This window comes from Bordetella genomosp. 11, from assembly GCF_002261215.1.
Lineage (GTDB): Bacteria > Pseudomonadota > Gammaproteobacteria > Burkholderiales > Burkholderiaceae_B > Bordetella_C.
Genome location: NZ_NEVS01000004.1, coordinates 1,382,659 through 1,407,609, shown reverse-complemented (window position 1 = coordinate 1,407,609; position 24,951 = coordinate 1,382,659). Strand labels below are relative to the sequence as shown.

20 protein-coding genes are annotated in these 24,951 nt (G+C 67.1%); 14 read left to right on the top strand and 6 right to left on the bottom strand.

The annotated features are described in order from the left end of the window. Positions 1–119 precede the first annotated feature (119 nt). From CAL28_RS13950 to CAL28_RS13940, 3 genes are read left to right on the top strand one after another with little or no spacing between them, the layout of a single operon-like run. Positions 120–2,348: an ATP-binding protein gene (locus CAL28_RS13950; protein ID WP_094841940.1), complete on the top strand. Its 2,229-nt coding sequence runs from the start codon at positions 120–122 to the stop codon at positions 2,346–2,348. 21 nt (positions 2,349–2,369) lie between these two features. Further along, positions 2,370–2,849, top strand: a complete 480-nt coding sequence (locus CAL28_RS13945; protein WP_094841939.1) for a response regulator — start codon at positions 2,370–2,372, stop codon at positions 2,847–2,849. After that, positions 2,846–5,419 carry a response regulator gene (locus CAL28_RS13940; protein ID WP_094841938.1) on the top strand — a complete coding sequence of 858 codons (2,574 nt, stop codon included), beginning with the start codon at positions 2,846–2,848 and terminating at the stop codon, positions 5,417–5,419. The genes CAL28_RS13945 and CAL28_RS13940 overlap by 4 nt, the downstream gene beginning before the upstream one ends. An 8-nt stretch (positions 5,420–5,427) precedes the next feature. Here the strand turns inward: CAL28_RS13940 and CAL28_RS13935 are convergent, their stop codons facing one another. Next, a complete protein-coding gene (locus CAL28_RS13935; RefSeq protein ID WP_254926123.1) occupies positions 5,428–6,000 on the bottom strand; it encodes a biliverdin-producing heme oxygenase in 573 nt (190 codons plus the stop codon). Between the two features lie 174 nt (positions 6,001–6,174). Between CAL28_RS13935 and CAL28_RS13930 the strand changes: the two genes are divergently transcribed. Together CAL28_RS13930 and phrB are read left to right on the top strand one after the other, a co-directional pair. Next, complete coding sequence (locus tag CAL28_RS13930; protein ID WP_094841936.1) at positions 6,175–7,125, top strand: 2-dehydropantoate 2-reductase; 951 nt, start codon at positions 6,175–6,177, stop codon at positions 7,123–7,125. 78 nt (positions 7,126–7,203) lie between these two features. Further along, entirely contained in the window at positions 7,204–8,643 is a 1,440-nt protein-coding gene (phrB, locus tag CAL28_RS13925) for a deoxyribodipyrimidine photo-lyase (protein ID WP_094844605.1), read from the top strand. Here phrB and norR read toward each other — a convergent pair. Further along, entirely contained in the window at positions 8,630–10,282 is a 1,653-nt protein-coding gene (gene norR / locus CAL28_RS13920; protein ID WP_094844604.1) for a nitric oxide reductase transcriptional regulator NorR, read from the bottom strand. The two genes, phrB and norR, sit on opposite strands and share 14 nt — an antisense overlap. A 283-nt stretch (positions 10,283–10,565) precedes the next feature. Here norR and hmpA point away from each other — a divergent pair, with 283 nt between their 5' ends. Then, a complete protein-coding gene (gene hmpA / locus CAL28_RS13915) occupies positions 10,566–11,747 on the top strand; it encodes an NO-inducible flavohemoprotein (RefSeq protein WP_094841935.1) in 1,182 nt (393 codons plus the stop codon). A gap of 67 nt (positions 11,748–11,814) precedes the next feature. Here hmpA and CAL28_RS13910 read toward each other — a convergent pair whose 3' ends face one another. Further along, a complete protein-coding gene (locus tag CAL28_RS13910; RefSeq protein ID WP_094841934.1) occupies positions 11,815–12,585 on the bottom strand; it encodes a CerR family C-terminal domain-containing protein in 771 nt (256 codons plus the stop codon). A 134-nt stretch (positions 12,586–12,719) separates the two neighbouring features. On the opposite strand from CAL28_RS13910, the gene CAL28_RS13905 reads away from it, so the two are divergent. The 4 genes from CAL28_RS13905 to CAL28_RS13890 all read left to right on the top strand — a co-directional run bounded on the left by CAL28_RS13905 (position 12,720) and on the right by CAL28_RS13890 (position 18,411). After that, the gene (locus CAL28_RS13905) at positions 12,720–13,904 is read left to right on the top strand and encodes an HlyD family secretion protein (RefSeq protein WP_094841933.1); all 1,185 of its coding nucleotides are present in this window, start codon (positions 12,720–12,722) and stop codon (positions 13,902–13,904) included. Continuing rightward, positions 13,897–15,495, top strand: coding sequence for an MDR family MFS transporter (locus CAL28_RS13900; RefSeq protein WP_094841932.1), 1,599 nt, complete (start codon positions 13,897–13,899; stop codon positions 15,493–15,495). Before CAL28_RS13905 ends, CAL28_RS13900 begins: the two co-directional genes overlap by 8 nt. Next, positions 15,496–17,046, top strand: coding sequence for an efflux transporter outer membrane subunit (locus tag CAL28_RS13895; protein ID WP_254926121.1), 1,551 nt, complete (start codon positions 15,496–15,498; stop codon positions 17,044–17,046). It begins immediately after the preceding gene. A gap of 165 nt (positions 17,047–17,211) precedes the next feature. After that, positions 17,212–18,411: a DUF1615 domain-containing protein gene (locus CAL28_RS13890; protein ID WP_303396615.1), complete on the top strand. Its 1,200-nt coding sequence runs from the start codon at positions 17,212–17,214 to the stop codon at positions 18,409–18,411. A 35-nt stretch (positions 18,412–18,446) separates the two neighbouring features. Here the strand turns inward: CAL28_RS13890 and CAL28_RS13885 are convergent, their stop codons facing one another. From CAL28_RS13885 to CAL28_RS13875, 3 genes are all read right to left on the bottom strand, one after another. Next, positions 18,447–18,857, bottom strand: coding sequence for a DUF1801 domain-containing protein (locus CAL28_RS13885; protein WP_254926120.1), 411 nt, complete (start codon positions 18,855–18,857; stop codon positions 18,447–18,449). A gap of 41 nt (positions 18,858–18,898) precedes the next feature. Continuing rightward, positions 18,899–19,465 (bottom strand): SRPBCC family protein, encoded by a 567-nt coding sequence (locus tag CAL28_RS13880; RefSeq protein WP_094841930.1) that lies wholly within the window; start codon positions 19,463–19,465, stop codon positions 18,899–18,901. A 76-nt stretch (positions 19,466–19,541) separates the two neighbouring features. After that, a complete protein-coding gene (locus CAL28_RS13875; RefSeq protein ID WP_254926119.1) occupies positions 19,542–19,865 on the bottom strand; it encodes an ArsR/SmtB family transcription factor in 324 nt (107 codons plus the stop codon). Between the two features lie 138 nt (positions 19,866–20,003). Between CAL28_RS13875 and CAL28_RS13870 the strand changes: the two genes are divergently transcribed. The 4 genes from CAL28_RS13870 (at position 20,004) to CAL28_RS13855 (ending at position 24,951) form a co-directional block, all read left to right on the top strand. Beyond that, the gene (locus tag CAL28_RS13870; protein WP_440588386.1) at positions 20,004–21,638 is read left to right on the top strand and encodes a sigma 54-interacting transcriptional regulator; all 1,635 of its coding nucleotides are present in this window, start codon (positions 20,004–20,006) and stop codon (positions 21,636–21,638) included. A gap of 243 nt (positions 21,639–21,881) precedes the next feature. Then, on the top strand, positions 21,882–22,421 hold the full coding sequence (locus CAL28_RS13865) for an OsmC family protein (protein WP_094841929.1): 540 nt from the start codon (positions 21,882–21,884) through the stop codon (positions 22,419–22,421). 38 nt (positions 22,422–22,459) lie between these two features. Next, positions 22,460–23,599: an acyl-CoA dehydrogenase family protein gene (locus CAL28_RS13860; RefSeq protein ID WP_094841928.1), complete on the top strand. Its 1,140-nt coding sequence runs from the start codon at positions 22,460–22,462 to the stop codon at positions 23,597–23,599. After that, on the top strand, positions 23,596–24,951 hold the full coding sequence (locus CAL28_RS13855) for an FAD-dependent oxidoreductase (RefSeq protein WP_094841927.1): 1,356 nt from the start codon (positions 23,596–23,598) through the stop codon (positions 24,949–24,951). The genes CAL28_RS13860 and CAL28_RS13855 overlap by 4 nt, the downstream gene beginning before the upstream one ends.

The window sequence follows — 24,951 nt, the reverse complement described above, 5'->3', positions numbered from 1 at the left end:
CCGGCCTGGATGGGCAGACGAGCCCGATCGCCTGGCCTGGCGGCGCGGGCGCGGTGATATCCTAACCGGCCGCCCGATACCCAACAGCCTCGCGTAGTGCTTAGCAACGGAGCAAACAGGTGCCGCAGCAAGACACCCTACCCTCGACGCAGCTGGACCTGGACCGTTGCGCGCAAGAGCCGATACGAATTCCCGGCGCGATCCAACCCTACGCGGCGCTATTGTTGCTCGCGCCCGATACGCTGGAGATCATCACCCGCAGCGCCAACACTCAGGCGATGCTGGGCATCGCCTGCGAGACGGGGCAACGCCTGCCGCAGGTGGTCGGACGCGCGCCGGCCATGGAGGAACTGCTCCGCGCCCTGCGCGCCTGGCGCGACGTCGAAGACGGCGTGCTGTCGGCCACCGTGCACATCGGCGATCGCCAGTTGCACGTCTCGGGCGCGCGTACCGGCCAAGGGCTGCTGGTCGAGCTGGAACCCGACAGCGCCGAACAGGGCGTCACCCTGGATGCCCTTTATCCCCGGCTGCGCATGCTGCTGGACGATATCCAGCCCGCCGGCCAGCCGGAACCCATCCTGCAGCGGGCCGTCGTGGAAGTGCGCCGGCTGACGGGCTTCGACCGCGTGCTGGCCTACCGGTTCGACAGCGATGGTCATGGAACGGTGGTCGCCGAGGACGGCACGGGCGCCCTGCCTTCCTATCTGGGCCATCGCTTTCCGGCCTCGGACATTCCACCGCAGGCACGCGCCCTGTACTGCCAGAACCGCGTCCGGCTGATACCGGACGCCAACTACCAGCCTGTGCCCCTGGAACCGCCACTGATAGGCGCCGGACACGAATCCGTGGACTTGACGGCGGCCAACTGGCGCAGCGTGTCTCCGATCCACCTGGAATACATGCGCAACATGGGCACCGGCTCGTCGATGTCCGTGTCGGTCGTCATCGACGGCCATTTGTGGGGATTGATCTCCTGCCACAGTGCCGGCCCGCACCTGGTCGGACCGCAGGTTCGCGCGGCCTGCGAATTCCTTGGCCGCATCGTCGCCCATCACATCGGCGCGCACGAACGTATTTCAGAACATTCCCACCGCATCGAACTGAAGAAGATAGAAATCGAACTGGTGGAATTGCTGTCCCGCGCCGATACCCTGACCGACGGCTATGCGCAGCGCTCGCCAGCCTGGACCCGCCTGCTGGACGCCCACGGCGCGGCCCTGGTGTGGCAGGACGAAGTGCACACCATGGGCAACACCCCTTCGAAAGCGCAGATCCGCAAGATCGCCGAATGGCTGCACGGCAACAACGTGGAACAGGCCTATCACACGGATCGCCTGCCATTGGTGTGGCCCGAGGCCGCGCCGTTCGCCGAGGTCGCCAGCGGCCTGGCGGCCGCGTCGATTTCCGGGTTGCACACGGCCTACCTGATGTGGTTCCGGCCAGAGGTGATACGGACGGTGCAGTGGCGTGGCGACCCCCGCAAATCCGTCGACCCGGTATCGGGCCGGCTGCACCCGCGCAAGTCGTTCGAGCTGTGGCAGGAAGAACTGCGCGGGCGCTCGATGCCATGGCGCCAGTCCGAAGTGGACGCACTGGCCGATTTCCGTACGGTGGTGGTCAACCTGATCCTGAAACGCGCGGAAGAACGCGCCGAGCTCAGCGAACAGCTGCAGCGCAGCAATGTCGAACTGGAATCGTTTTCCTATTCGGTGTCGCACGATTTGCGCGCCCCCTTCCGCCACATCGCCGGATTCGCGGAACTTCTCAAGCAGCGCGAATCCGACCTGGACCCGACCTCCACGCGGTATATCGAGAACATCATGCGGGCGGCGGTGATGGCCGGCCGGCTGGTGGACGATCTTTTGCGTTTTTCGCACCTTGGGCGCGCCGCGCTGACGGTCTCCGAACTGGATTCGAACAAGCTGGTCGCGGAAGTACGCCAGGCGGTCGAACTGACGTTGCCGCACCGGAAAGTGCAGTGGCGCGTCGACGATCTCCCGCGCGCGTGGGGCGACGCGCAATACGTGCGGCAGGTCTGGTACAACCTGCTTGAAAATGCGGTCAAGTATTCCGGCAGCCGCCCCGAATCCATCGTCACGGTCACTGGGCAAAATTGCGGTACATTCACTCTGTTCAGCGTAGGCGACAACGGCGTGGGTTTCGATATGGCCTACGCGGGAAAACTGTTTGGCGTTTTCCAGCGGTTGCACAGACTGGAAGACTTCGATGGCACCGGCATCGGCCTGGCCCTGTGCAAGCGCATCGTTGAAAAACACGGCGGCTGGATCAAGGGTGAAGGCATCGTCGACCAAGGCGCGAAGTTCTCTTTCGCGCTGCCCAATCAATGAGTGTGTAGTGCAGTGACAGGTATGAAAGATCTACGGCCTATTCTGCTGGTAGAAGACAATCCGAACGATATCGAGCTGACGCTGACCGCGCTCAGGCAGTGCAACATCGCCAACGAGGTCGTCGTGCTGCGCGATGGGGCGGAAGCCCTGGACTACGTGTATCGCCGCGGCGCCCATGCGGCCCGGCCGCTGGGCGAACCCTCGGTCATCCTGCTGGACCTGAAGTTGCCGAAGGTGGACGGACTGGAAGTCCTCGAACGCATCAAGTCGGATAACGACCACAAGCAGATTCCCGTCGTGATGCTGACCTCCTCCAAGGAAGAAAAGGATCTGGTGCGCAGCTATCAGTCCGGCGTCAATTCCTTCGTGGTCAAGCCCGTCGAATTCTCGGCCTTCTTCGAGGCGATTCGCAATCTGGGCATGTTCTGGGCCATCGTGAACCAGCCCCCTCCGCCACGCCGCCGCGACGGCAAGCCCGCAAACAGCCGGGAACTGCCTTGATCCTGCTGCTGGAGGACAACGCCCTGGACGCCGAATTGATGATGCATCAATTGGCGGACGCGCTCCCCGACATTCCGGCGCGCTGTGTGCATGACAAACGCTCTTACGCCAGTGCTTTGGACGATGGCGATATCTGCCTGGTCATCTCGGATTTTTCCCTGCCCGATATCGATGGCTGGGAAGCCTTGTCCATGGCCATGCAGAAGCTGCCTGAGGTGCCGTTCATCTTCGTTTCCGGCGTTATCGGCGAAGACCTGGCCGTCAAGGCCCTGAAGAACGGCGCCACCGACTATGTGCTGAAGCAGCGCCTCGATCGCCTGGGCGGGGCTGCCCGGCGGGCGCTGTCGGAAGCGGAAGACCGCCACGAGCGGCGCCGCGTCGAGAAAGCCCTGCGCGACAGCGAAGCCCGCTTTCGCGCCTTGTCCGACTCCGCTCCCGCGCTGATTTGGGAAACCGACGTCGATGGCAGGGTGATCTTCGTCAATCGCCACTACGAATTCATGTTCGGCATCTCCTGCGACGAAATGCTGGGCCAGGGATGGCACCGTATCGTCTATGGAGAGGACCTGCCCGTACTGATGGCCGCCTTCGATAACGCGGTGGCCAGGCAGCAGGCGCTGCAGATCGAAATCCGCGTGATCGACGCACAGCAACGCCTGCGCTGGCTCGACTGCCGTGGCGTGCCGCGCTTTGACGAGACCGGCCGCTTCCAGGGGCTGAGCGGCACCAATGTGGACGTCACCGATGCCAAGCTGGCCCGCGACGAACTCGAAGGCATCGTGCAGTCGCGTACCGCCGAGCTGCTGCGTACCAACGAGCGCCTGCTGCAGGAGATGCGCCAGCGCGCCGACGCCGACGCGGCGCGGGAACAGGCCGAGGAACAACTGCGGCAATCCCAGAAGATGGAAGCCTTCGGCCAGTTGACCGGCGGCGTTGCCCACGATTTCAACAACTTCCTGACTGTCATCCTTGGCAACCTGGAAACCCTGGAACGCCAATTGGCGGGTGGCGTGCGTGCAATGGACATCCGGCGCGTCGAAACCGCCCTCAGCCACGCCAAGCAGGGGGCGCAGCGCGCCGCCGCGCTGACCCAGCGCCTGCTCGCCTTCGCCCGCCGCCAGCCCCTGCAGCCGCGCAGCGTCAACGTCAACGATCTCATCGCCGCGACGGCGGAGATGCTGACCCGCATGCTGGGCGAACAGGTGGATCTGCGCAATGACCTTCAGGCGGACATCTGGCCCGCGCACATCGATCCGCACATGCTGGAAAGCGCCCTGCTGAATCTGGCGGTGAACTCGCGCGATGCCATGCCGGACGGCGGGGAAATCGTCATCCAGACCCGCAACACGGTGCTGGACGAACGGACCGCGCAGGTGGATGCGGCACCGGGCGACTACGTGCGCATCAGCATCTCGGATACCGGTGTCGGCATCCCGGAAGACGTCATAGAAAAGGTGTTCGAGCCCTTCTTCACCACCAAGGACATCGGCGTGGGCACCGGCCTGGGATTGAGCCAGGTCTACGGCTTCGTCAAGCAGTCGGGCGGCTACGTGGGCATAGACAGTACCCTCGGCAAGGGCACGGCCGTCCATATCTACCTGCCCCGCCAGACCGCGACCCAGGTCACCAGCCACGAGAGGACGCATGACACCGGCTCGCCCGTGGCGGCGCGCGGCGAAAGCATTCTTGTGGTGGAGGACGACGAGGCCGTGCGCGCGCATTCGGCCGCGGCGCTGCTGGAGCTCGGGTATGCCGTCCACGAAGCGGGCGACGCGGCGACCGCGCTGCAATGCCTGCGCGAACGCGACGATATCGCACTGTTGTTCACCGACGTGGGCCTGCCCAGGGGAATGAACGGGCGCGATCTCGCGGAAGCGGCGCGCGCGGCCAGGCCGGGGCTGCGGGTGCTATACACATCCGCGTACGCGGAAGGCCGCCTCAGCCACGATGGCCGGCTGCCGCCAGGGGTCGCCCTGCTTCCCAAGCCCTTCACTTTCCCCGAACTCGCGCAACGTGTGCGCGAAATCCTGGACGATCCCGTAGACGGAGGTGGCGCGAAGGATGCGTCGATCGCGACGGATGTCCCGATCGCGACGGCCCCGGAGACGGCGGGCGATGCCTCCCTTGCCATGGCGGCAGACTCCCTCGCGGCAACCGCGGTCGATTCTTCCACGGCAACCGCCGTCGACGCCGCGACCGGCGAAGCGCGGGTACTGATCGTCGAGGACGACGACCTGGTCCGCGAGTTGACCGCGGATGCGCTGACCGAATATGGCTACCGGGTGGCCGAGGCCGGGACCGCCGCCCAGGCGCTGGCGGTCATGGATGGCGATGCATCGGCCGTCTGCGTGGCGATCGTGGATCTCGGCCTGCCGGATATGCCGGGACAAGAGCTGATATTGCGCCTGGCGCAGCGCCACCCTCACCTGCCCATCATCGTGGCGAGCGGCTATGGCCAGGTCGAGCTGCCCGGCGACATGCCGGAGCAAGCGCGCGTGTCCTTCATGCAGAAGCCATACGAACTGGACCGGCTGTTTTCCCTGCTGAAAGAGATGGGCGTCGCGCCCTGAGCCACTGCCTACTGGCCCTGCCGCTGCAACCAATCGGCCAGCGTGTCGAAAGCATCGCAGGCGCCAGCCACGGCTTCGTCGATTTCCTGCTGGCTGCGCACTTCATCGCGCAGGAAAGCCGTGAAGGCCTTCCACAGCGCGCCCAGTTCAGGGCCGTAGCCTTCCATGTAATGGAACGGCCGGTCGGGCCAGGCCTGCTGCAGGCGCTTGGCCATCATGCGACCGCCCAATTGCGACCCTTCGATGACATACATCACGCCTAAAGCGTAGGCGCGGGATCGGTCGATATCCGGGAGTTGGCCGCAAACCGGCACCGGCGGCACAACCACGCCGAGGCCGCGTGCCGCTTCGAAATCCTGCTCGATACGGGCGGACTTCCGCTGGCGCAGTTCGGGCTGCAGCGAGGACGGCCATTCGCGCGCCCACAATGCGGTCTCGACAGGCTCCAGCCAGCCCCGCAGCGCGGCAAGATACGCCAGATAGTCCGCGTAGCCGGCATCCGCGGAGCCGATACGCAAGGAGCTGTCCAGGCGTTCGTGGCGCGATTGCGTGGCGAGGCGTAAGGAAGCGTGAACGTCCATGGAAGAAACACCCGGGCTAAGCATCTGTGACATCCCGGCCATGATACCGGACGCGGGAGAACGCCCTGGAAGGCGGATTGACTGATATTGGCATATGCAAGTAAATTCACTGACACATCGCGCATGTGCTGGCGCCGCCATCCGGACGGCCCGCAACCATCGCGGGAGATCCGCATGAAGATACTTGTTGTCGGCGCCGGGGCTATCGGCGGTTATTACGGCGCGCGCCTGCTGCAGGCGGGCGCCGATGTGACGTTCCTGGTGCGGCCGCGCCGCGCCACGCTGCTGCGGGAAACCGGCTTGCGCGTAAAGAGCAGCCTTGGCGATTACGCGGGCCCGGTTCGCACCGTGACCCGCGATGCCGTACGGCCGGACTACGACCTGGTGTTGCTCAGCTGCAAGACCTATGACCTGGATGCGGCCATCGCCGATATCGCGCCCGCCATGCGCGGTCCGGCGGTTCTTCTGCCCTTCCTGAACGGCATGTCGGTCTATGACGCGCTCGACGGCCACTATGGACGCGACCGCGTGCTGGGCGGCGTGGCCTACATCGCCACCATGCTGGAGCCGGACGGCGCAATACGGCATTTCGGCAGCAACGATGTGGTGCAGGTCGGCGCCCGCTCGCCCTTTGCCCGGGCCATCGCCGAGGACTTTCACGCGCTGATCTCGCGCTCGCCCGGCAACCGCGCGATCGCGGCCGACATCGACCAGGCCTTGTGGAACAAATGGGTCATGCTGGCTTCCGGCGCCTTGATGAACTGCCTGATGCGCGGCACGCTGGCCGATATCCTGGCCACTCGCGACGGCCGCGCGCTGATGCGGCAGGCCATGGAAGAATGCAGCGCCGTGGCAGCCGCCGAAGGCCACCCGCTGGGGGATGAGGAGACGCAGCGCCTGTCCGCCCGCCTGCTGGACGAGACGTCGACGTGGGCGGCATCGATGATGCGCGATATCGGCCAGGACATGCCCAGGCTCGAAGCGGACGCCATCGTCGGCGACATGATCGTGCGCGCCGAACGCCATGGCCTGGCGGTGCCGCTGATCCGTGCGTCGTACTGCAATCTGCAGGTATACGAGCGCCAGCATGCCGTTGGCGAAGGCGCAACGGCGGCTGCCCGCTGACCCGCGGCCGGACGTGCGCCCCGGGTTGGCGCCCGAACATGCAAGGCGATGCGCCGCGTCCGATGCGACAATGCCGGCATGGCTACGCTTATCTGGTTCCGCACCGATTTACGCACACAGGATAATCCGGCACTTTCCGCCGCCCTCTCCGAGGGCGCGGCGTTCGCGCTGTTCATGCCCGCGCCCGGACAATGGCGGCGCCACGGCGACGCGCCGATCAAGATCGACTTCTGGTCGCGCAACCTGGCCGCGCTGGCGACGGGACTGGCCGCGCTGAACGTCCCGCTGAAATTCGCCGCCGTCCAGGATTGGTCGGAAGCGCCCGCGGCCCTGGCCGACTTTTGCCGCCGCCACGATATCCGTTCCGTGCACACCAACGCCGAATGGGGCCTGAACGAGCGCCGCCGGGACCAGGCCGTCGCGGCGCGCCTGGCCGGGGACGGCATCGCGTGGACGCAGCACCATGGCGCCACCCTGCTGCCGCCCGGCACCATCCTGACCGGCAAAGGCGAATGCTACAAAGTCTTCACGCCCTATGCCCGTGTATGCCGGGAACGGCTGGCGAGCGCGCCGCCCCGGCCCGCGCCGGCGCCGCGCGCGCAGGCCGCCATGCCCGCGCCGGCGGATGCCTTGCCCGACGCGCGCGCCATGCTGGGCGATGCCCCGCCGCCCACCGACGACCAACGCGCCTTATGGCCCGCCGGCGAGGATGCCGCGCAACGCCGGCTGGACGCCTTTATCGACGCATCGCTCGACGACTATCAGGACAAGCGCGACGTGCCGGGCGTGGACGGGACCAGCCGCCTGTCGCCCTATCTGGCGGCCGGGGTGATCTCGCCCGGCGCCTGCCTGCGCGCGGCCCTGGCGGCGAACCAGGGCGAAATCGATAGCGGCCGCGCGGGCGCGCGCACCTGGATCACGGAGCTGCTCTGGCGCGAGTTCTATCTGCACCTGCTGGCGGCCCACCCCGCGCTGTCGATGCATCGCCCCATGCGGGCGGAGACCGATGCGGTCCCCTGGCGCGAGGCGCAACAGGACCTGCGTGCCTGGTACGAGGGGCGCACGGGTTTCCCCATCATCGACGCGGCGATGCGCCAGTTGGCCGCCATCGGATGGATGCATAACCGCCTGCGCATGATGACCGCCATGTTCCTCAGCAAGAACCTGCTTCTGGACTGGCGCAAAGGGGAAGCGTGGTTCATGTCCCGCCTGATCGACGGCGACCTGGCGTCGAACAATGGCGGCTGGCAATGGAGCGCGTCCACGGGGACCGATGCCGTTCCCTACTTTCGCGTATTCAATCCGGAAACGCAGTCGGCCAAGTTCGATCCGGACGGACGCTTCCTGCGCCGTTGGCTGCCCGAACTGGCGGAGCTGGATAACCGCTCCATACACGCGCCGTCCGATGCGCAGCGCCAGGCTTGCGGCTATCCGCCCCGTATCGTCGATCTGCGCGAAAGCCGCCTGCGGGCGATCGAGGCCTATGCCGGCGTGTCGCGCGGCGTCACGACCCGGTAGATGACGGCTTGGCCCGGCGCGGCCGTCCCGGCTTGCCCTGCACCGGAATGCCCAGGCGCGCGGCGCGGCGGCGCAAGTTGGCGCGGTCCACGCCCAGTTCGCGGGCGGCGGCGCTCCAGTTGTTGCCGTGGCGGGCCAGGCAGGACTCGATCGTGGCTTGCTCCACGGCTTGCAGGGTCTGCTGCAATGGCAAGGCATCGGCGCCGGGGGCCTGACGCGCCAGGATGGCCGGCAGCGAATTCCCTAGCGTGGCGGACAGGGCCGCGGGCAGGCCTGCGCGCGGCGCGTCAGGCTGCTCGATATCCATATCGTCCGGCGTAACGGTCAGGATGCGCGGCCGTTCCGCATGCCGGCCCAGCGCCTTCAACACGCCGCGGCTGATCACGTGTTCCAGTTCGCGCACATTGCCCGGCCAGCCATAGTGCTGCAGGACGGCGTGCGCCTCAGGCTGCAGGCGCACCGCGCCCAACCCCAGGCGGGCGCGGTTCTCTTCGAGGAAGGCCCCGGCCAGCAGCAATACATCGCGGCCGCGTTCGCGCAGCGGCGGCACGCGCAGCGGGTAGACGCTGAGCCGGTGATAGAAATCCGCGCGCATGCGGCGGGCACGTACTTCCTCGGCCAGGTCGCGGTTGGTGGCGGCGATCAGGCGTACATCGACCTGGTGCTCGCGATCGGAACCGACGCGCTGCAACTGGCCGCTCTGCAACACCCGGAGCAGCTTGGCTTGCGCACTGAGCGGCAATTCCCCGACCTCGTCCAGGAACAGCGTGCCGCCGTGCGCCAGCTCGAACTTGCCGCGCCGGTCCTGGACGGCGCCCGAGAATGCGCCGCGGACATGGCCGAAGAGTTCGCTTTCGATGAGGTTGTCCGGCAAGGCGGCGCAATTGACGCTGATCATCGGTTTGCCCGCCCTGGGCGAGCCCGCGTGCAAGGCCTGCGCGACCAATTCCTTGCCCACCCCCGTCTCGCCGGTGATCAGCACCGTAAGCTCGCTGGCGGCGACCATCTCGACGTCCTTCGTCAAGCGGCGAAAAGCGCTGCTTTGGCCGGTCAGGCGACGCGATGGCTCGGCGGCCGCCAGGCGGTAGCTTTCCGCCCGTCGCCGTTCGTCCTCGGCGGTGACGGCCAGTTGCTCGATACGGGCCGCCACGGTGACGGTAGCCGCGGCCAGGCCGGCGAAGACATCCAGCACACCCAGGTCTTCCTCGGAAAACCGCCCTGCCTGCAATGCGTCCAGGGTCAGCAGGCCCCACTTGCGCTGACCGACCGCGATGACGCATCCCATGCAATCGTGTACGTGCAGCTCGCCGCCCTCCGCCACCAGTCCATCGTACGGATCCGGAAGGCCGCTATCCGGCGGAAAACGCATGGCACCGTCCGCCTCCAGCAAGGCCCGCAGGCGGGGATGCTGGTCCAGGCGGAACCGACGGCCCATCGCGTCGGGGCTAAGGCCCTCCATGGCCAGGGGAATCAGGGCGTCGCCCTCCAGACGCAGCAGGCCGATCGCATCGCAAGGCAGCAAGGCGCGCAGCGCGTCCAGCAGCCGGCGATAGCGCTCTGCCGGCGCGAGCTCTCGCGCCAGATCGGCCACCAGGGGAGTGATGGCGCCAAGCAGGGGATGTTGGGTGCGGGCGGGCATGGAAGGCGCGTGGGCGAAGATAAGCCGGTCGAAGGAGAAGACCGGTGCCGCCAGCATAACGCATCCGCCGGAAATTCCGGGTTTAGATGACTCGTATTGACATTTATAGAGTCAATAAAACTCTTTTATTTAATGCTTATTCCTGGCTGGACGACAGGCGGCCGGGCGGGCTGGATTGGCATGGATGTTGCATTGCATAAAACAGACTCGCGCCCGCGAGCCACAGACCCCGTAATTTCGTGGAAGCCATGAAACGAGGGGCCAATAAAGGAGTTCCACTGCCATGCTCGATTCGAACCAGCTCGCCATTATCCGTGCCACCGTGCCCCTGCTCGAAACGGGCGGCGAGGCACTGACCACGCACTTCTACAAGATCATGCTGGACGAATATCCGGAAGTACGGCCGCTATTCAACCAGGCGCACCAGGCCAGCGGCGCGCAGCCGCGAGCCCTGGCCAATGGCGTGCTGATGTACGCGCGCAATATCGATCGCCTCCAGGCCCTGGCGCCGCTGGCGACGCAGATCGTCAACAAGCACGTGTCCTTGCAGGTCCTGCCCGAGCACTATCCCATCGTGGGGACGTGCCTGCTGCGGGCCATCCGCGAAGTATTGGGCGCGGCCATTGCCACGGACGAAGTCATCGCCGCATGGGCGGCCGCCTATCGCCAACTGGCCGACATGCTGATCCAGGCCGAGGCGGCCGCGTATGACGCGCGCGAACAGGAAGCGGGCGGCTGGCGCGGCGCGCGGCCCTTCATCGTGACCCGCAAGGCCGCCGAGAGCGCCGAAATCACGTCGTTCTACCTGCGTCCGGCCGATGGCGGCGCCCTGCTCGCCTATCGTCCGGGCCAGTATCTGGGCCTGCGGCTGGACGTCGACGGCCAGGAGATCCGCCGCAATTACTCGCTGTCGCGCGCGCCCGACGGCAGCCAATACCGCATCAGCGTCAAGCGGGAGCCGGGCGGCGTCGCCTCGAACTTCCTGCACGACCGGATCGCAGAAGGCGATACCCTGGATGTATTTCCGCCCGCGGGAGACTTCGTGCTGCGCGAAGGCGACCGGCCGCTGGCGCTGATCAGCGCCGGCGTGGGAGTGACACCCGTGCTCGCCATGCTGGAAGATGCCTTGCGCGACGGCGAGCGGCCCGTGCACTTCATCCATTACGCGCGCAACGGCGACGTCCATGCCTTTGGCGACTACGTCGACCAGCTGGCCGCGCGCTATCCGCGCCTGCGTCATTACGTCTGCTACGAAGACGCCGAGGGCGCGGCACGCCGGCCCGACGCCGTGGGCCGGGCCCACGCGGAACAGCTGCGCCAGTGGCTACCCTTCCCCGCCGACCTGGACGCGTACTTCGTCGGCCCCCGGCCTTTCATGTCCTTCATGAAGAAAACGCTGGCGGCGCTGGGCGTGCCGGAATCGCAAAGCCGCTACGAATTTTTCGGTCCGGCCGGCGCGCTGTAGAACGCGCCGCGTCACCGCCCGGCGCGCGGGCCCTCGATGGCCCGCGGCAGCGGACGGGCGGCACGGATCAGCGTTTCGACGCGGTTTTGCGCGGTGCCCGTGCGGCGCGCCCCGTAGCCTTGCCGCGCATGCCCGCCGATGCGCCGGCATGCCACAGCCGAAGCAGCGTGCGGCTCTGCTCGCGCACCGTCTCCTTGACCAGCTCCGCGCGCGCGGAGTCGATTTCCTGCCATCCCAGCAGCGAGAGCGCGCCCCGCTTGGCCGTGTGGAATATCAATAATTGTCCGTGCAATGAGAAGACGCGCACCATGGTCCTGGGGTCGTCGACGGAGGTGCCGGCAATGCGCGCCACCAGTGCCATGCAGATGTCGTTCAGCGGCTTGCGCAAGCGCTCCTGCAGGATGTCGGTGGCGATCGGCGGTTCGTGGCCGGCCTGCTCGCGCGCGAAGAACAGCCGCTGGTCCGGGCCGCACGACGCGCGGAACATGCGATCGGCGATGCAGTCCTGGATACGGATGAAAGCGTCGATCAGCGCTTCGGTGTCCGACCCATCCGCCAGGACGGCGCGAGCCTGCTCCAGCGCCGGCTCGAAAGCGGCGCGCGCGCTATCGGCGATATGTTCGGCGCAGGCGCGATACAGCCCTTCCTTGCTTTCGAAGTAGTACTGCAACGCCGGGGCGTTGACGCCGGCATGCGCGGCGATGTCTCGCGTCGAGGCGCCGCCGAAACCCGACTCGCCGAAGCGTTCTATGGCCGCCTCGATGATGCGCAGGCGGGTTTCGTCGCCCCTTGCATAACCGCTGCCGGCGGGGCGCCGGACGCGCTTTGTGTCGTTCATGCCTGTCTCCCGGAGCGAGATCCGCGGTACGTCGTCCGCCGCACGTCATCTGTTCGTCAGGGAAAAATATAACACTTGATAAATTTCTTCCGCGCGATAAAAATATTCCACTTGTTCAAAATTCAACGCGCCCCATGCCCGTATCCGCAGGATCGCCAGATTCCCCGACCGCCCCGGCCGGCACACCAACCGCCGGCACCGCACCTGTCGGCACCGCACCCGCCGTGAGCGCGCCCGCGCCGCGGCCGCGCTCACGCAGCCGGCGCACCATCCTGCTGGGGGCCGGCGCGCTTGCCATCGCCGCCGCTCTTGCCTGGGGCGCCCACTGGTGGCTGGTGGGACGCTATATCGAAAGCACCGACGACGCCTACCTGCAGGCCGACAGCGTGACCATCGCGCCCAAGGTCAGCGGCTATGTGACGCAGGTCTATGTCGCCGACAACCAGGCCGTCCGGGCGGGCGACCCGCTGGTGCGGCTGGATGACCGCCAATACCGTGCGGCCCAGGACCAGGCACGGGCCACGGTCGATGCGCGCCAGGCCGACATCGAGCGCGCCCAGGCGGAAATCCGCCAGCAGAATGCCAATGTGACGCAGGCCGAGGCACAGGAACGCGTGGCGCGGTTGAACGCCAGCCACGCCGAAGACGAAGTGCGCCGCTACAGGCCGCTGGCCGCCACCGGAGCGGAAACCAGCGAACGGCTTTCGAGCCTGAGCAACCAGCGCGACCAGGCGCGCGCGACGCTGGCGGCCAACGAGGCCGCCGTCCAGGCGGCGCGGGCGCAGATCGCCGTCAGCGAGGCACAGATCGCCCAGGCGCGCGCGCAGCTGGAAGCGGCCCAGGCCAGCGCGCGCCAGGCCGACCTGGATCTGCGGGATACGGTGGTGCGCGCCACGCTGTCCGGCAATGTGGGCGACCGTACCGTGCGCGTGGGCCAGTATGTGCAACCGGGCACGCGCATGATGACGGTGGTGCCCGTCCAGGACATCTACCTGGAAGCGAATTTCAAGGAAACGCAGATCGGCCGCATGCGTCCGGGCCAGCCGGTGACGCTGCACATCGATGCCCTGCCCGGCCGGGATCTGGCCGGGGTGGTGGACAGCTTCTCCCCCGGCACGGGCGCCCAGTTTGCCCTGTTGCCGCCGGAGAACGCGACCGGCAATTTCACCAAGATCGTGCAGCGCGTGCCGGTGCGGATCCGCGTGGTCGCGGATGCGGACACGCGCGGGCTGCTGGTGCCGGGGCTGTCGGTAACCGCCGACGTCGATACGCGCAATGCCGGGCCGACGTCCAGCCAGGTGGCGGCTCGCCATGGCTGAAGCGCCCTCCGCTGCGGCCACGCCGGCGCACTCGCCCGCCGCCGAACCGCGCGCCAGCGCGGCCGATTGGATCGCGGTCGCCGGCGGGGCGCTGGGCGCGCTCATGGCGACGCTGGATATTTCCATCACGAACTCCGCCCTGCCGCAGATCCAGGGCTCCATCGGCGCGACCGGTACCGAAGGAACCTGGATCTCGACCGGCTATCTGATGTCGGAGATCGTCATGATCCCGCTGGCGGCCTGGCTGACGCGCGTCTTCGGGCTGCGCAACTTCCTGCTGGGCAATGCCCTGCTGTTCGCCCTGTTTTCCGTGATGTGCGGTCTTTCGCACAGCCTGCCGCAAATGATCGCCGGCCGTATCGGCCAGGGGTTTACCGGCGGCGCGATGATCCCCACCGCGCAGACCATCATCCGCACGCGACTGCCGCGCGCCCAGATGCCCATCGGCATGACGATGTTCGGCCTGATCGTGCTGCTCGGGCCGTTGCTGGGGCCCGTGGTCGGCGGCTGGCTGGCCGAGAACGTCAGCTGGACCTGGTGCTTCCTGGTCAACCTGCCGGTTTGCGCGGCGCTGGTGGCCCTGCTGTTGGGAGGCCTGCCGGCGGAACCGCCACGCTGGCCTGAATTCCGCAAGGCGGACTGGCTGGGCATCGTCGGCCTGGCCATCGGCCTGAGCAGCCTGACGGTGGTGCTGGAGGAAGGCCAGCGCGAGCGCTGGTTCGATTCCACGATGATCGTCACGCTGACCTTCGTGACACTGGCCGGCTTCGTGTTGATCGCCGTGTCGCAATTGACCGCGTCCAGGCCCATCCTGCGCCTGAGCCTGCTGCGCAATCCGCGCTACGCCAGCGTCATTCTCATTGTCGTGGCCGTGGGCGCCGGCCTGTATGGGGTTTCCTACCTGGTGCCGCAGTTCCTCAGCCTGATCGCCGGCTACAACGCCCAGCAATCCGGCGCGGTGATGCTGGTGGCGGGGCTGCCCTCCTTCCTGATGATGCCGCTCTTGCCGCGGCTGCTGGGCAAAGTGGACTTCCGCATCCTGGTAATCGGCGGCCTGCTGATGTTCGCGGGCAGTTGCCTGTTGGACGTCGGCTTGACGGCGCAAAGCGTGGGGCATGACTTCTACGGTTCGCAGTTCCTGCGCGGGATCGGCCAGATACTGGCGATGATGCCGCTGAACCAGGCATCGATGGCCGCCGTATCGCGCGAGGAATCCGGCGATGCGGCGGGCCTGTACAACATGGCGCGCAACCTCGGCGGCTCGGTCGGACTGTCGCTGATCGGCATCGTGATCGACCGGCGCAATACCTTCCACGACCATATGCTGCGCGAATCCCTGACGGCCAATTCGGTACTGGGCCAGGATCGTATCGCCGCGAATACGGCCAACTGGTTCTCGCAGACCGGCGACATGGCGTATGCGCACATGCGGGCGCTCGGCCAATTGGCCGCGCAGATCCAGCAGCAGGCCGCCGTGATGACCTATTCCGAGACCTTTTACCTGCTGGCGCTGGCCCTGCTCGCCTGCGTGCCGCTGGCACTGCTGCTGCGCACGCCGCGCGGTACCGGTACGCCCGGCGCCGGCCATTGAATGCCTATGTCACTGCGCAACCCCATGCCTTCCATCCCGCTTACGGCGAGCGACTTGCCCGCGAGCCCGACGATACGTTCCGCGGGCCGCGGCCGCCCGGTGCGCGCCGCGGCGATCGTCCTGGCCGGCGGCCTGGCGCTGTCGGCCTGCACGGTGGGCCCGGACTATCGCGGCGCCCCCGATGCCGCGCCGAATGCGGCAAGGCAAGCGGACTTCGTGCGCACGCCGCGCGACGCCGTCACCATCGGGCACGCGATCAGCAAGTGGTGGCTGGCGCTGAACGACCCTCAACTGGACACCCTGATCGACCAGGCGCTGGCGCACAACCCCGACGTGCATGCCGCGCAGGCGCGGCTGCGTGCGTCCCGTGCGCAATTGCAGCAAACCACGGCCAATGGCATGCCGACCGTGGATGCCCTGGGCGCCGCGGTACGCACGCGCTCGCCCGATCTATCGGCCTTGAGCCAGGGCAGCCAGGACGGCGGCAGCGGCTCCGGCGGTTCGTCGGGCCGAGGCCCCGTGCAGTTCTACACCGCGGGCTTCGACGCCTCGTGGGAACTGGACCTGTTCGGCGGCACGCGGCGCGCCGTGGAGGCCGCGTCCGCCGAGGCCGACGCGGTACAGGCGGACCTCGCGGACACGCAGGTGTCGTTGGCGGCCGAGGTGGCGCAAGCCTACGTCAGCCTGCGCGACGAACAGCAAAGGCTGGGCCTGGCCCAGCGCTCGGCCGAGTTGCAGCAGCGCATGCTGGACCTGACCGAACAACGCCGCGCGCGTGGGACGGCGGCCGACGTGGACATCGACCGGCTATCCACGCAGGTCTCGACGACACGCGCGACGCTGGTGCCGCTGGAAGCGCAGATCGATGAATCGCTGGACAGGCTGGCGGTACTGACGGGCCGCGAACCCGGCGCGCTGGACCAGGCGCTGGGCGCCCATGCCCCATTGCCCGCGCTTCCAGGGCAAGTCACGATCAGCGACCCCGCTGCGATGCTGCGGCAACGCCCCGATATCCGCGCCGCGGAACGCCGGCTGGCATCGGCCAATGCCCAGATCGGCGAGCACACGGCGGATCTTTTTCCCAAGGTCACGCTGTTCGGCGACATCAGTTTCAGCGCCTCCTCGCCGGGCCACCTGACCCGCAAGGAGAACTTCAGCTGGCTGGGCGTGCCCTATCTGCAGTGGAACATCCTGGATTTCGGGCGGACGCGCGGCGCCATCGACGCGGCCGAAGCGACGCGCGACGAGGCACGGGCGAAGTACGCGCACACGGTGCTGGCCGCCTTGCAGGATGCCAATACGGCCCTGTCCCGCTACGGCCATCAGCGCGAGCACCTGGTGCGGCTGCGCCAGGTGCGGGACTATGCCGAGCGCTCCGCCGAGCTGACCCGGCAGCGCTACAGCGCGGGCGTCGCCACGCTGATCGATCTGCTCGACACCCAACGCAGCGAATTCGCCGCGCAGCAGGATGTGGTGGCGGCCCAGGCGGAGCTGCTGCAGGACTTCGTGTCGCTGCAAAAGAGCCTGGGCTTGGGGTGGCAGGCCGGTTGATCCCTACCAGGCACGCGGCTCGACGCGTGCCAGGACGATGCCCGCGAAAGCGAAGATGCCGCCTTTCCTCTACGATGCCCATGCTGGCGGGACAAAGACGCCGCCCCCGCCGCTGAGGATGAGGATGGCCGATGGATGCCATGATGAATGCCATTCGGGAAAAGCATGGATAGTCTGGAAGTACGACCGAAGCTGGATGCGATAAGACCGCCCACCGCCATCGCGCGGCGGCACCCGCGCCAGGATGCGGCGCGAACCCCCTGGCGCACGATGCACTGCCGCCTGGCCACGGCTGGCGCGGCGATCGGCGCGCTTCTGATACTGGCCGGCTGTGCGACCAAGCGGCCGGAACCGGCGCCACGCGATCCCGACCGCATACGCGCGGACGTCGTGCGGCGCCTGCCGGCCGGCGTCGGCGATGCGGCGGGCTGGGCACGCGACATCCAGGTCGCCGTCACCGCCCAGGACATCCCGGCCACGCCCGCCAATCTATGCGCGGTCATCGCGATCATCGGGCAGGAATCCAGCTTTCGCGCCGATCCCGCCGTGCCCGGGCTGCCGAAGGTGGCGCGCGACGAAATCAACCGCCGCGCGGCCTCCATGCACGTGCCCGGCATACTGGTCGATGCGGCCCTGGGCATCAAGTCGCCCAACGGCAAAACCTACAGCCAGCGGCTGGACGGCGTGCGCACCGAGCGCGACCTCAGCGACATGTACGAGGACTTCATCGGCATGGTGCCGATGGGACGCCAGCTGTTCGGTGGGCTGAATCCCGTCCACACCGCCGGCCCCATGCAGGTCAGCATCGATTTCGCCGAGGCGCACGCGGGCGGGTATCCGTATTCCGTGCAGCAGGGGATACGCAAGGAAGTCTTCAGCCGCCGGGGCGGCATTTATTTCGGCACGCTGCACTTGCTGGGCTATCCGGCGCATTACGACGCCCTGCTATACCGCTTCGCGGACTACAACGCCGGCTGGTATGCCAGCCGCAATGCCGCTTTCCAGAACGCGGTCAGCCGCGCCACGGGCATTCCCCTGGCGCTGGACGGCGACGTGCTGCGGGAAAATTCCATCGAGCCCGGCGAAACCGAGCGTGCGCTGCGCGCGCTGCGTTCGCGCCTGGACATGAGCGACGACGCGATCCGGCGCGACCTGCGCGCCGGCGACCGCCTCGATTTCGAGGATACCCTGCTCTATCGGCGCGTCTTCGATATCGCTGACAAGGCAGCCGGCGCCAGGCTGCCGCGGGCCGTGCTGCCGCGCATTACCCTGCAAAGCCCGAAGATCACCCGCAAGCTCACCACCGCCTGGTTCGCCGAACGGGTCAACACGCGGTGGAAGCAATGCATGGAGCGCGATGGTTGAAAGGAACCTCGCATAGATTCGCGAGTTACCAGGCCCTAGGCGCGGCGTGCGGTATTCAGCGCCACGGCGGCCTTGATCAGCGCCTCCAGGGCCTTTTCGTCGATGCCATCGCCTTCGTGGAAATCGATGGCGCGCCGGGTATTGCCGTCCAGGCTTGAATTGAACAGACCCGCGGGATCGGCCAGGGCGGCGCCCTTGGCGAAAGTCATCTTCACGGCATTCTTGTAGGTCTCGCCGGTGCAGATAATGCCGTTGTGCGACCACACCGGCACGCCTCTCCACTTCCACTCTTCCACCACGTCGGGATCGGCCTGCTTGATCAGGGCACGGATGCGCGCGAGCATCGCGCCGCGCCAGTCGCCAAGTTCCTCGATCCTCGCGTCGATAAGGCGTGAGGGAGCGTCCTGCCTGCCACCTGTCTTCATGAGCGGTTCCCTGGATTTCATGGATGCATGGCCTTCGGAGGGTTTGCGCATGCGCGGATGACTCAAGCTGCCGTCTTGGGCGGCCAGCTGGGGGGCTCGATGCCGAATTGCTTCGCATACTCGGCATTCAACCGCTGCCAGCCGCCGAACTTCAAGGCATCCGGGCCGACCAGGCGGCCGATCGGCCGACCGGCAAGAAACCGGTCCAAGACGTCCAGGCAGATGTGCCAACCCGCGGCGCCCATCGAAATGAAACCACGGTCGATGTTGTGCCACAGGGTAAGCCGGGTGCCGCCGCCAGCCAGCGGTTCCAGTTCCCAGCGCATATCGTTGCCGCCCCAGCTGTATTGCAGAACCTTCGGCGCTTCGGCGCGCTTTACCTGCGTTTCGGTAATGTGCGGCGCGGGTGTGCCGACGGTGGAAAGCTGGGCCGTACCCATGGCGCCCAGGCTGCGGTCGCTATCGAAGGGCGCCCATGCGCGCAGGTGTTCCGGCTCCGTGATTGCCCTCCAGACTTTGTCCGGGGGATGGCGCAGGTCGCGGACAACGACGAGCGTCCACTTTTCCCCATCCTTATGGATTTCCGCACCGCCGGCGGGACCGGGCTCATAGGATTCACGGCTGCTCATGACTTTTCCTTTGGCAAAGGGGCTATTCAATAGGTCTCGCGCCGCGCGGGCGCCTGCCCGCGGCCTGCGATGGCATCTATTCCATCCTGTCCAGGTGCTGTTCCAAGGCATCCAGTTGCCGGGACCAGTAGCGCCGGAACGGTGCGAGCCATGCGTCCAGTTCCATCAGGGGCTCCGGCCGCAATCGATACAGCCGCCGCTGTGCCTCGATGCGCGATTCCACGAACCCGGCGTCGCGCAGCACGCGCAAGTGCTTGGAGACGGAGGGCTGCGACAAGTGAAGCTCGCGCTCGATGTCGCCGACGGAGCGTTCCGAGGACAACAGCAGACCGAGGATGGCGCGCCGATTGGGCTCGGCGACGATAGAGAAAGTGGATTCCATGGCAGATATATAACCCATTGCTTATATTACCGTCAAGGAATATTGTGAACACATGCGGCCGGACGCGCAGTGCCCGGATAACGCCGGAACACCCCGCCCGGACGTCCAGCGCGGCCTCTTGCATCGCCCGCAAATGCACGAAACCCAGCGTGTATCATGGCTGACCCCTATCGTCGCGCCCCCAGTTCCACGATGCACGTGCCCTCCTCCAGCCTGCCGCAGGAAGACTCGCCGGCCTATTGGCGCGAACAGGAAATGCTGCTCCTGCAACAGGTCATGGCCTTGGTGGGCAAAGGGCTTTCGCCTGACATCGTCCTGCGCGAAACCCTGCATCTGATGTCGGAACTGCTCGGCCTGAACCGGGGCCGGGTCGTCCTCCTTGAAGACCACGGCGAGATCTGCAGGATCCGCCACGCCTACGGCCTGACGAACGAAGAGATGGCGCGCGGGGTCTACCAGCCCGGCGAGGGCGTGACCGGCCATGTGATGGCGCATGGCCAGTTGGTGATCGTGCAGGACATCGACCGCGACGAGAATTTCCTCGCCCGTGCCGTCAAGCGCGAACAGCTGCCGGCCGGCCCGGTTTCCTTCATCGCCTTGCCCATCACCATCCAGAACCGCACCGTCGGCGTGCTGGCATGCCACCGCATCCGGATGCGGAACCGCTCGCTCGCCAACGACATTTCCATCCTGCGCATCCTGGCCACGCTGACCGGCCACCTGCTGCAATTGCAGGCCATGCTCGAAGCGAAGACCCGCGCGCTGCAGGAGCAGAACCAGATCCTTATCCACGCGCTGGAACACGACAGCGCGCGCTATGGGATCATCGGCACCTCGCCGGCGCTGCTGCGGGCAATCTCCGAACTGGAGCGCGTTTCGGAAGCGACAGCCAGCGTGCTGCTGCTGGGTGAGTCCGGGACCGGCAAGGAACTCTTCGCGCGTGCCCTGCACCTGGCCAGCCGGCGCAGCGACCGTCCCTTCATCAAGGTCAACTGCGCGGCGATTCCCGATACGCTGTTCGAATCCGAATTATTCGGCTACGAACGCGGGGCATTCACCGGCGCGAACCAGAGCCGCGAAGGGCTGTTCGAGCAGGCAAGCACCGGCACCATATTCCTGGACGAAATCGGCGAACTGCCCTTGACCATGCAGGGCAAACTGCTGCGCACCCTGCAGGAAGGCACCATCACCCGTTTGGGAGGCAAGCGCGAACTCCGGGTCGACGTGCGGCTGGTCGCGGCCACCAACCGCGCGCTCGAAGCGGAAGTCGCCCGCGGCCGATTTCGCCAGGACCTGTTCTACCGCCTCAACGTCATTCCCATTCGCCTGCCATCGCTGGCCGAGCGCAAGGGCGATATCCGGCCACTGGCGCTGCACTTCCTCAACCGCTTCAACCAGGCCAACCAGCGCAACGTCTATCTGTCGCCGCAGGCCTGCGCGCGGCTGGAGGCCCATGACTGGCCCGGCAATATCAGGGAGCTGTCGAACTTCATCGAACGGCTGGTCCTGCTGGCGGAAAAACCGATCATCGAGTCGGACGACATCGAGCGCTTCATGCCGCTGGCGCGGACCAGCGACGAACCGCCCTCCACGCCCGCCGATCCACAGTCCTGGGAGCCCTACGCGCGTCCTTATCTATCCAACGCTTCGCATACCGCGCAGCAGCTGGTCGACGCCGTGCGCAAGGCCGGCGGCAACAAGTCGCGCGCCGCGCAAATGCTCGGCCTGACGGCGCGCCAGTTCGCCTATCGCTGGCAAAAGCATTTTCCTTCGCCACCGTCGGAAAACTGAATTCCTCCTGACCACGAATGTCGACATTGTTAACAATGTCGACATTTCAATCGGTGCCGACGCTTGCCCAAATTGGTGTAGATGCCTCGGCACGTAGACAAATACCTATACCAATCAATAGGTTGCGGCGATCCTCAAAAGTTGGCACGGTCATTGCATTGATGCATTGCAGCGCCATCGCATCCGATCGGAGCGAGCGCGATCCTGGCATCCGTCGCCAGGCCCGCCAACAGGAGAATTGCTTTGACCACCGAAACCGCGTCCACCTATCTTCGCCCCATCGACCGCGAGGGCCTGCTCAAATTCGCTGCGGCCGGCCGCGAGAACCCTTCGCGCCGGGGCATGAACAAGGTCCACACGGTCATGCAGGGGCAGTTCCGTTCATGGAGCTACGTCGGCGATCACAACCCCGTGGTGGTCGACGAACCGGTACATCTGTTCGGTGAGAACACCGTGCCCGCGCCCGGCGAAATCGCCTTGTCGGCGCTGGGCGGGTGCCTGAGCGTCGGCATCACCGCCGTGGCGACCCACCGCAATGTCCGCCTTTCGCGTCTGGAGGTGTTCCTGGAGGCCGATATCGGCAACACGGCGGCCTGGGGCGCCGGCGGCGCGCAGCGCGAGCCGGCAGAGATGGGCTTCCAGGAAATCCGCGTCAAGGTACTCATCGAAGGCGATGCCCCGCGTGAGGAACTGGACGATATCGTCAAGCACGCCAACTACTTTTCGCCCGTGGCCAACACCATGCGCAACCCCGTGCCGTTCCGCATCTCGCTCGCGGATTGAGCCGGCGCCGCCCCGTTGATTTCTCGGAGTATGTGACCATGCATCCGGTTGAAATGCCCAGCGGCCGGCTGGATCCGGCCTGGTCGGACGACCAGGTCATCGCCGCCGTCACCCAAATCGCCGATGGGCCGCTCGCCGATGCCGCCCATCGCATCGACAGGGGCCATTACCCACTGGACGTCATGGCGTCCCTGGGCCAGGCCGGGGCCTTCGCCGCGCATCTGGACTGCGCGGGGCGGCGTGTCGGCCTGGCCCTGGACGCCATGCGCGCCATCAGCCGGCGCTGCGGATCCACCGGCTTTCTCACGTGGTGCCACGATGTCTGCGGCCTGTATCTGGAGCAGTCCGCCAATCCGGCGCTGACCGGCGAGTTCCTGCGCGGCCATATGACGGGGCGCACGTTCGGCGGCACGGCCCTGTCCAATCCCATGAAAGCGCTTGCCGGCATCGAAAAGATGCTGCTGCGCGCCGTCCGGGCCCCCGGCGGCTACCGCGTCAGCGGCGCGCTGCCCTGGGTCAGCCACATCGCGCCCGGCCAATATTGCGGCGCCATCGCCGGCGTGCATCGCGACGACGGCACCCCATCGCACGAGTTGATGTTCCTGCTGCGCCTGGACGACCGCGTCACGCTGCGGCAATGCCCGGAGTTCTCCGGCATGGAGGGCACCAGCACCTGGGGCATTCGCCTGGACGACTACTTCGTCGGCGAGGATGCCGTTATCGCCGATCCCGCCCGCCCCTTCATCGCCCGCATACGCGCCGCCTTCATTCTGCTGCAGGCGGGCATGGCCCTGGGCGTGGCGCAGGGCAGCCTGGACGCCATCGGCGAAGTCGAACCGGTACTGGGCCACGTCAATCGCTTCCTGGATGACCGTCCAGGGGAGCTGGCCGCGGAATACGACGAGCTCAACCAACGCGTCCAGCATCTGGCCCTTACGCCGTACGACGGCAGCAAGGAGTATCTGCTGGATGTACTGGACGCCCGCGCACAGGGCGCCGAGCTGGCGATGCGCGCGGCGCAGTCATCCCTGATGCACCAGGGCGCGCGCGGCTACCTGGCCGACGCGGCGCCGCAGCGGCGCATCCGCGAAGCGCAGTTCGTCGCCATCGTCACGCCGGCGCTCAAGCATCTGCGCTGGGAGATGGATCGACTATCCAAAGAGGAGATGCCCCAATGATCCCCGCCGGCGAACTGCCCTGGCGTCAATTTCTGTGCCGCGCCTGCGGACTGATCTACGACGAAGCCCGCGGCGACCCCGACAGCGGCCTGCCGCCCGGGACCCGTTTCGAGGATATTCCCGACGATTGGGCCTGCCCCCTGTGCGGCGTCGTGAAGGCCGACTTCGAGCCCTACGATGGCGCGTCGTCCGATGCCTGCCCGCCGCCGACCGCCCCCCAGCCACGCGCCCAAACGCCGGGGATCGTGATCGTGGGCGCCGGCATCGCGGGCTGGAGCGCCGCCGAAGCGGTGCGCGCGCTGGACCCCGCCATACCCATCACCCTGGTGACGGCCTGCGCCGGCGACCGCTATCACAAGCCGGAACTCTCCGTGGCGCTGGACCGCGGCGTCGACGCCGATGCATTGATACGCGAAAGCGGACCGGATGCCGCGCGGCGCCTGGGCGTCCGCCTGCTCGCCGGAACGTTTGCCGTCGGCATTTCCCCGGGTCCGCGCAAGCTGCGCACGACGCGCGGCACGCTGCGTTATGACCGGCTCGTCCTCGCGCAAGGTGCCAGGCCGGCACTGCCGCAGGCGCTCGATCCGGCCGTATGCTGGCGCGTCAATCACCTGTCCGACTGGGCCGCGCTGCGTGCGCGCCTGGCAGGCCGTCCGCGCCGTGTCGCGATCGCCGGCGCCGGCATGGTCGGCTGCGAGCTGGCGGAGGACTTCGCCCGCGCCGGACATGAGGTCATCCTGCTGGATATCAACGCCCTGCCGCTGGCCGGCCTGTTGCCGGCCCTCGCGGCCGAAGGGCTGCGCGACAGCCTGGCGGGGCTGGGCGTGCGCTTTATCGGCCAGGCCGGAATCGCCGGTATCGACGTGGTCGATGACGGTGCCCGACGCATCCGGTTGGCGGCAGGCGACAGTCTCGTGGTCGACGAAGTCGTCGCCGCCACGGGCCTGGCCACGGAATCGCGCCTGGTCCGCAATGCGGGGATCGCGTTCGACCGCGGCATCGTCGTCGACCCCGCCACGCTGCAGACCAGCACCGCGGACGTATACGCCCTGGGCGATTGCATCAGCATCGGCGGCATGCCCTGCCGATTCATCGAGCCCATCGCGCGGCAGGCCCATGCGCTGGCGCATCACGCGCTGCGGCGGCCCCACGATGGCTATGTGCACGGAGTCCCGCTGATCCGGTTGAAGACGCGGGCCTGCCCCGTCGTCGTGCACGGCGTGCCTCGCGCGGACGGCGAATGGCGCGTCAGTCATTCGACCGGCCAGGACCTGCGGATGGAGCAGTGGCACGGCGGCATGCTGGTCGCCAGGCTGGAAGCCAGACCCTCCGCGACGCGCGCCGCCGCCTGA